Source organism: Micromonospora sp. NPDC047730 (assembly GCF_043204765.1).
In the GTDB taxonomy this organism is placed as follows: Bacteria; Actinomycetota; Actinomycetes; order Mycobacteriales; family Micromonosporaceae; genus Micromonospora.
This window is the reverse complement of the sequence record NZ_JBIDCU010000050.1, coordinates 1-7,343: the sequence shown is the minus strand read 5'-3', so window position 1 is coordinate 7,343 and position 7,343 is coordinate 1. Positions and strand designations below refer to the sequence as shown.

Below are 7,343 nucleotides of genomic sequence, written 5' to 3'. Positions count from 1 at the left end.
CCCGCGCCACCCGACGCCGACGCGAACGCCTGCTCGAACTCCGTCGACCGCGACGACGCGATCCGCTCCCCCGCCACACCCAAACCACGCAGCACACCCCACTTACCAGGGCTGGCGGTCGCGTACACCGTCGCACCGAAATGCTGGGCGAGCTGGATCGCCGCCATACCGACCCCACCCGCACCCGAGTGGACCAGCACCGACTCCCCCGGTCGCAAACCGGCCAGATCACGCAACGCGTAGTACGCCGTCAGGAAGACGAGCGGGACGGACGCCGCCTGGGCGAACGACCAGCCGGCGGGGATCTTCGCGATCCGCTCCCGTTCGGCCACGGCCTGGGGGCCGAAGCCGGGCTCGAACATGCCCATCACCCGATCGCCGGGGACCAGGCCGTCGACGCCGGGGCCGACCTCCAGCACGACGCCGGCGCCCTCGCTGCCCATCCTGGCGGCCGGGTCCGGGTACATGCCCAGGGCGATCAACACGTCCCGGAAGTTCACACCCGTGGCGCGGACGGCGATCCGTACCTGGCCCGGGCCGAGCTTCACCGCCGGGGCGGGCACCAGGTCGATGCCGTCCAGCGTTCCGGGCCTGACGGGCGCGAGGTGCCAGAGGCCCGTCGCCGGGGGTACCAGCTCCGCGCCGGTGAGGCGCGCAAGCCGGGGTACGAACACGGCGCCCTCACGGATCGCCAGCTGACCGCCGGTGGGGGCCGGGTCGTCGGCCACGGCGGCGAGCACGGCCAGCGCGTCGGCGTCCGGCTCCCGGTCGAGGTCGGCCAGGACGATCCGGTCCGGGTGCTCCGACTGCGCCGACCGCAGCAGACCCCACACCGCCGCACCCGCCAGATCCGCCACCCGGTCCTCGTCGCGGGCCACCACCGCGCCCCGCGTCACCACCACCAGCCGCACGTCCGCCAGCGACTCGGCAGCCAACCACGACTGCACCACCGCCAACACCTCGGTCGTCACCGATCGCACTGCAGCCGGAACCGCCACGCCGGAGACGGTGGGCACCGGAAGGAGCACGCGGTCCGGGGTGCCCTTGCCGGCCTCGACGGCCGCGACCAGCGCCGCCACGTCCCCGAACACCGGCACACCCGGCAGCTCGGCGTCGCCCAGCACCGCCCAACCCGAGACGTCCCCGGCCGGGGTCACGTCCTCGGCCCGCCACGACACCTCGAACAGCGACCGGTCGGTCCCGGCCGGGGCCGACGCCGCGCCCATCTCCCGCAACACGAGCGAGTCCACCGACACCACCGGCGCACCCGACCCGTCCACCGCCACCAGACGCACCCCGGAACCCGCACGGGTCAACCGCACCCGCAACACGGACGCACCCGACGCGTGCACCTGCACACCCTCGAACGCGAACGGCACCCGCGGACCGGAACCGGTCCCGGCGTCGAGCAGCCCGATCGGGTGCAGGGCGGCATCCAGCAGCGCCGGGTGCACCCCGAATCCCGTCGCGTCGCCCGCCGCCTGGTCGGGCAGGGCCACCTCGGCGTACACCTCGCCGTCGCCGGCCCACACCCGCCGCAAGCCCTGGAACACCGGCCCGTACGCGAGCCCGTGCTCCGCGAAGGTCGGATACCAGCCGGCCAGTTCCACCTCGGACGTCCCGGCCGGCGGCCAGGCACCGACGGTCGGCTCCTCGGCGGCGGCCGGCTCCAGCACACCCTCGGCGTGCCGGACCCACTCCGCCTCGACGTCCTCCTCCGGCTGCGAGTGCACCGTCACCTGGCGCGCCCCGGACCCCTCCGCCGCGCCGACGCGCACCTGCACCCGCACGCCACCCGACGATGGCAGGGCCAACGGCGCCGCAATCGTCAACTCCCGCACCCGCGACGAACCCACCTCGTCGCCGGCCCGCACCACCAACTCCACCAGAGCCGTGCCCGGCACCACCACCGCACCCGACACCACGTGATCGCCCAACCACGGATGCGACGACAACGCCAACCGGCCCGTCAACACCACCTCGTCGTCACCCGCCAGACGCACCGCCGCACCCAGCAGCGGATGACCGGCAACCCCGAGACCCGCACCGGAGACGTCACCGACCCGCCACGACCCCACCTCGGGCCAGAACCGCTCCCGCTGGAACGCGTACGTCGGCAGGTCCACCCACGCCGCGGAGGTGTCGGCGAACCACGCCTGCCAGGTGACGGGGACGCCGTGGACGTGCAGGTCGCCGAGGGCGACGAGCAGGGCGTATGCCTCGGGCCGGTCCTTGCGCTGGGCGGCGACGGCGAGCACGTCGTCGTCGCCGGGCAGGATGTCGCCGGTCAGCGCGGTGAGGACGCTCTGCGGGCCGATCTCCAGGAACGTGTCGGCGCCGGCCGCGCGCAGGGCGGCGATCCCGTCGGCGTACCGGACGGCCTCGCGGACGTGCCGGACCCAGTAGTCGACGGTGCGGATCTCCTCCGGGTCCGCGAGGGCTCCGGTCAGGTTGGACACGATCGGCAGCGTCGGGGCGGAGAACGTCAGCTTGCCGAGGATGCGGCGGAACGTCGCCAGCATCGGCTCCATCAGCGGGCTGTGGAACGCGTGGCTGACCGTCAGCCGCCGCGTCCGGACGCCCCGGTCCCGCCAGGCCCGCTCCACCTCGTCCAGGGCCTCCACCGCACCCGAGACGACGACGGCGGACGGGGCGTTGACCGCCGCGATGCCCAGCCGGTCGGTCAGCCCGTCCAGCGAGGCCAGCACCTCGGCCTCGGGCGCGTTCACCGCCAGCATCCCGCCGCCGGCCGGCAACGCCTGCATCAGCTTGCCGCGGGCCGCGACCAGGGCGCACGCGTCCTTCAGCGTCAGTACCCCGGCCACGTACGCGGCCGTGATCTCCCCGACCGAGTGGCCGCCCACGAAGTCCGGCACGACCCCGAACGACTCCACGAGGCGGAACAGCGCCACCTCGACGGCGAACAGCCCGGCCTGGGTGAACACGGTCTGGTCCAGCAGGCCCGCCTCCGGCGAGCCGTCGGGCGCGAACAGGACCTCACGAAGCGGCTGCGGCAACACCCGGTCCAGGTGCCCGCACACCTCGTCCAGCGCCGACGCGAAGACGGGGAAGGTTTCGTACAGCTCGCGGCCCATCCCGGCGCGCTGGGCCCCCTGGCCGGAGAACAGCACCGCGAGCGAGCCCCGGTCTCCGGCCTGGCCGGCGACCACCGCGCCGGACGGCTCACCGGCCGCCAGCGCACGCAGCCCGGCCAGCAGGTCGTCCCGGCCCGCGGCGGCGACCACGGCCCGGTGGTCCAGGGCCGCCCGGGCGACCACCGACGAGAAGGCCAGGTCGAGCGGGCGCAGGTCCGGTTCGGCGGCGAGGGCGGCCGCCCACCGCTCGGCCTGGGCCGGCAGGGCGGCGGCCTGCGCGGCCGAGAGCAGCACCGGAACCACCGGGAGCGCGCGCGGGGCGGGCTCGGCAGCGGGCTCGGCCGTGGGCTCGGGCGCCTGCTCCAGGATGAGGTGGGCGTTGGTGCCGCTCATGCCGAACGAGGAGACCGCGGCCCGCCGGGGCCGGTCGTCCGCGTCGGCCCACGGCCGCGCCTCGGTGAGCAGCGAGACGGCGCCGGCCGACCAGTCGATGTGCGGGGACGCGGTCTCGACGTGCAGGGTCGCGGGGAGCAGCCCGTGCCGCATCGCCTGCACCATCTTGATGACCCCGGCGACGCCGGCGGCGGCCTGGGTGTGCCCGATGTTCGACTTCAGCGAACCGAGCCACAGTGGGCGGTCGGCGGGTCGGTCCTGCCCGTACGTCGCGAGCAGCGCCTGCGCCTCGATCGGATCGCCGAGCCGGGTGCCGGTGCCGTGCGCCTCGACGGCGTCGACATCGGCGGGGGCGAGGCGGGCGTTCTCCAGGGCTTGGCGGATGACGCGCTGCTGGGCGGGGCCGTTGGGGGCGGTGAGGCCGCTGCTGGCGCCGTCCTGGTTGACGGCGCTGCCCCGGATGACGGCAAGGATGCGCCGCCCGTTGCGCTGGGCGTCGGAGAGCCGCTCGACGAGCAGCATGCCGACGCCCTCGGACCAGCCGGTGCCGTCGGCGTCGGCGGAGAACGCCTTGCAGCGCCCGTCGGAGGCGAGGCCGCGCTGGCGGGAGAACTCGATGAAGCCGCCGGGGGTGGCCATGACGCTGACGCCGCCGGCCACGGCGAGGCCGCACTCGCCGTCACGCAGGGCCTGGCTGGCCAGGTGCAGGGCGACCAGGGACGAGGAGCAGGCGGTGTCGATGGTGACGGCCGGCCCTTCGAGGCCGAACGAGTAGGCGAGTCGGCCGGAGATGACGCTGGCGGCGGTGCCGGTGAGCACGTACCCCTCGGCACCCTCGGGGAGGCGGCGGAGCACGGTGGCGTAGTCCTGACCGGCGGTGCCGACGAAGACGCCGGTGCGGCTGCCGCGCAGCGAGTTCGCGTCGATGCCGGCGCGCTCGAACACCTCCCACGTGGTCTCCAGCAGCAGCCGCTGCTGCGGGTCCATGGCGAGGGCCTCGCGCGGGGAGATCCCGAACAGCGTCGGGTCGAAGTGGCCGGCGTCGCGCAGGAAGCCGCCCCGGTCGCTGTACGAGGTGCCGGGGTGGTCGGGGTCCGGGTGGTACAGCGCCGCCAGGTCCCAGCCGCGGTCGTCGGGGAACGTCCCGGTCGCGTCCGCACCGGCGGCCACCAGGTCCCACAGTTCCTCGGGTGAGCCCACCCCGCCGGGGAACCGGCACGCCATGCCCACGATGGCGATCGGCTCCGGCTCGGAGCTCTCCAGTTCCCGCAGGCGCCGGTGCGCCTGGCGGAGCTCGGTGGTCACCCACTTCAGGTGTTCGAGGAGCTTTTCGTCGTCCGCCATGACCCACCCGCCCGGAGCTTGCTACCGATCAATTCCGCCGAACATTGAGCAAGCCATCGATTCGACTCGGCGTAATTGACCGGAGAGGACCGATGGCGAGAGAACCACCTAGCGCTTCAATGTGTTTCCTCACCGCTGATCACGCGCACGCCACCGCACCGTCAGACCCCGCAATGCCGGCACCTGACCGCCACCGTGTGTGGACGGTACTGAGCGCTGATCTGCGGCCCAACCCCTACGGACCCCTCATTCAGCCGGGCGCGCGGGCCGCCGGGCAGACCGAATAAGCGCAGGCCGGAGCGGGTCGCGGCGACACGCGGCGCCGCCCGTTGGAGGGGTGGTCAGGCGGGGCGCCGGGCGGGGGCCGGCAGGATCGACCGGAGTTGTCCCGGCGGGTTGGCGCGGCGTCGCCACTCGCGCGGGTAGCCGACGGAGACCTCCTCGAACCGGATCCCGTCGTACCAGGTGGTGCGGGGGATGTGCAGGTGGCCGTAGACGGCGACGCGGGTGTCGTAGCGCAGGTGCCAGTCCGCGGTGAGGTCGGTGCCGCACCACTGGGCGAACTCGGGGTAGCGCAGGATGCGGGTCGGCTCGCGGACCAGCGGGTAGTGGTTGACCAGGACGGTGGGCAGCCCGCCGCGTTCCGCGTCGAGCCGCCGCTCGGTCTGGATCACCCGCGCCCGGCACCAGGCGTCCCGGCTCGGGTACGGGTCCGGGTGCAGCAGGATCTCGTCGGTGCAGACGACGCCCGTCTCGTGCGCCCGGGCGAGGGCCTGCTCCCGGGTGTACGTGCCGGGGGGCCGCCACGTGTAGTCGTACCCGACGAAGAGCGGGACGATCAGGACGGGGTCGCCGTCGGCGTCCCACACCGGGTACGGATCCTCGGGGGTGACCACGCCGAGGCGGCGGCACAGCTCCACGAGGTGCCGGTAGCGGGCCTCGCCGCGCAGCTGGTTCGGGTCGTCGCGGGGCGTCCACAGCTCGTGGTTGCCGGGCGCCCAGACCACCTTGGCGAAGCGGTCCCGGAGCAGGCCGAGCGCCCACTCGATGTCGGCGACGAACTCGCCGACGTCGCCGGCGACGATCAGCCAGTCGTCGTCGCTGTTCGGGCGCATGGCCTCGACGAGCGCGCGGTTCTCCGCGTACACGACGTGCAGGTCGCTGATCGCGAGCAGCTGGCGGCCGTGGGAGCCGGTCACACGGAACCTCCCGTCCCTCCGGGCACCCGCGTGCACCCCCACCGCCCGTCCGCGCGCACCGGCGCGGACGGCATCCGCCTGTCGGGCTCCGACCCTACGGAGCCCGACAGGCGGCGCACACCCCTAGATGCGACCGGCCCACCCCTAGGGCGGGCGACGGTCAGGACTTGCCGAACTCCCGCTGGATGATGTCGAAGATGTCGTCCTCGCTCGCGTCCGCCAGGTCGTCGGCCGGGTCGCTCGCGGGCGCCGGCCGGCTGGCGGCCCGCCACCGGGAGAGCAGGTCCTCCAGCCGGCGGGTGATCTCCGCGTCGTCGCGCTGCTCGGCCGGGGCCGTGCGCAGCAGTTGGTCCAGCCGGTCGATCTCGGCGACGACCGGGGTGGCCGGGGCGGCGGGGGCCAGCTCGGCGCGCAGGTGGTCGGCGAGGGCCGCCGGCGTCGGGTGGTCGAAGACGAGGGTGGTGGGCAGGGCGAGGCCGGTCTCGGCGGTGAGCCGGTTGCGCAGCTCGACGGCGGTGAGCGAGTCGAAGCCGAGTTCCAGGAAGCCCCGCCCGGCCCGGATCGCGGCCGGGGTGCGGTGGCCGAGGACCGTGGCCGCGCTGTGGCGTACGAGGTCGAGCAGGATGCGCTCCCGCTCGGCGCCGCCTGCTGCTGCCAACCGGTCGCGCAGCGCCTGCGGCGCGCCCGCGTCCGACGGCGCGGTCTCCTGGCGGTCGGTCGTCCGGGCCTCGGGGATGCCGCCCAGCAGTGGGCTGGGGCGCAGTGCGGTGAACGAGGCGGCGAACCGGTCCCAGGCCACGTCGGCGACGACGACCGATGTGTCGTCGCGGTCCAGCGCGGCCTGCAACGCGGCGACCGCCAGCTCCGGTGCCAGCGCTGGCAACCCGCGACGGCCGAGCTGCTCCTGCTGCTCGCCGTGGGCCATGCCCGCGCCGGCCCAGGGGCCCCAGGCCACCGCCGTGCCGGCCGCGCCCCGGGCGCGCCGGCGCGCCACCAGGCCGTCGAGGTACGCGTTGGCGGCGGCGTAGCCGGCCTGCCCCGCCGAGCCCCACACCCCGGCGATCGACGAGAACACCACGAACGCGTCCAGCGCGTCGTCCGGCAGCAGCTCGTCCAGGTTCGCCGCACCGTCGACCTTCGCCCGCAGGACGTGGGCCAGCTCGTCGGCGGTCATCTCGGCGAGCGGGGTGGACTGCGCCGCCCCGGCGGCGTGGATCACGGCGCGGACGGGCTCGCCCAGCTCGGCCAGCAGCCCGGCGAGGGCGTCCCGGTCGGCCACGTCGCACGCCGCGATCGTCACCCGCGCCCCCGA

General features: G+C 74.9%; 3 protein-coding genes. All 3 read right to left on the bottom strand.

Annotated features, from left to right (window positions below):
* On the bottom strand, nucleotides 1–4,832 hold a 4,832-nt coding region (locus tag ACGF5G_RS35485; RefSeq protein WP_393271248.1), incomplete at its 3' end, for a beta-ketoacyl synthase N-terminal-like domain-containing protein.
* A 341-nt stretch (nucleotides 4,833–5,173) separates the two neighbouring features.
* Nucleotides 5,174–6,067 carry a metallophosphoesterase family protein gene (locus tag ACGF5G_RS35480; RefSeq protein WP_393271250.1) on the bottom strand — a complete coding sequence of 298 codons (894 nt, stop codon included), beginning with the start codon at nucleotides 6,065–6,067 and terminating at the stop codon, nucleotides 5,174–5,176.
* Nucleotides 6,068–6,191: 124 nt separating this feature from the next.
* Nucleotides 6,192–7,343 (bottom strand): KR domain-containing protein (locus ACGF5G_RS35475; RefSeq protein WP_393271246.1); only part of this gene is annotated, 1,152 nt, incomplete at its 5' end.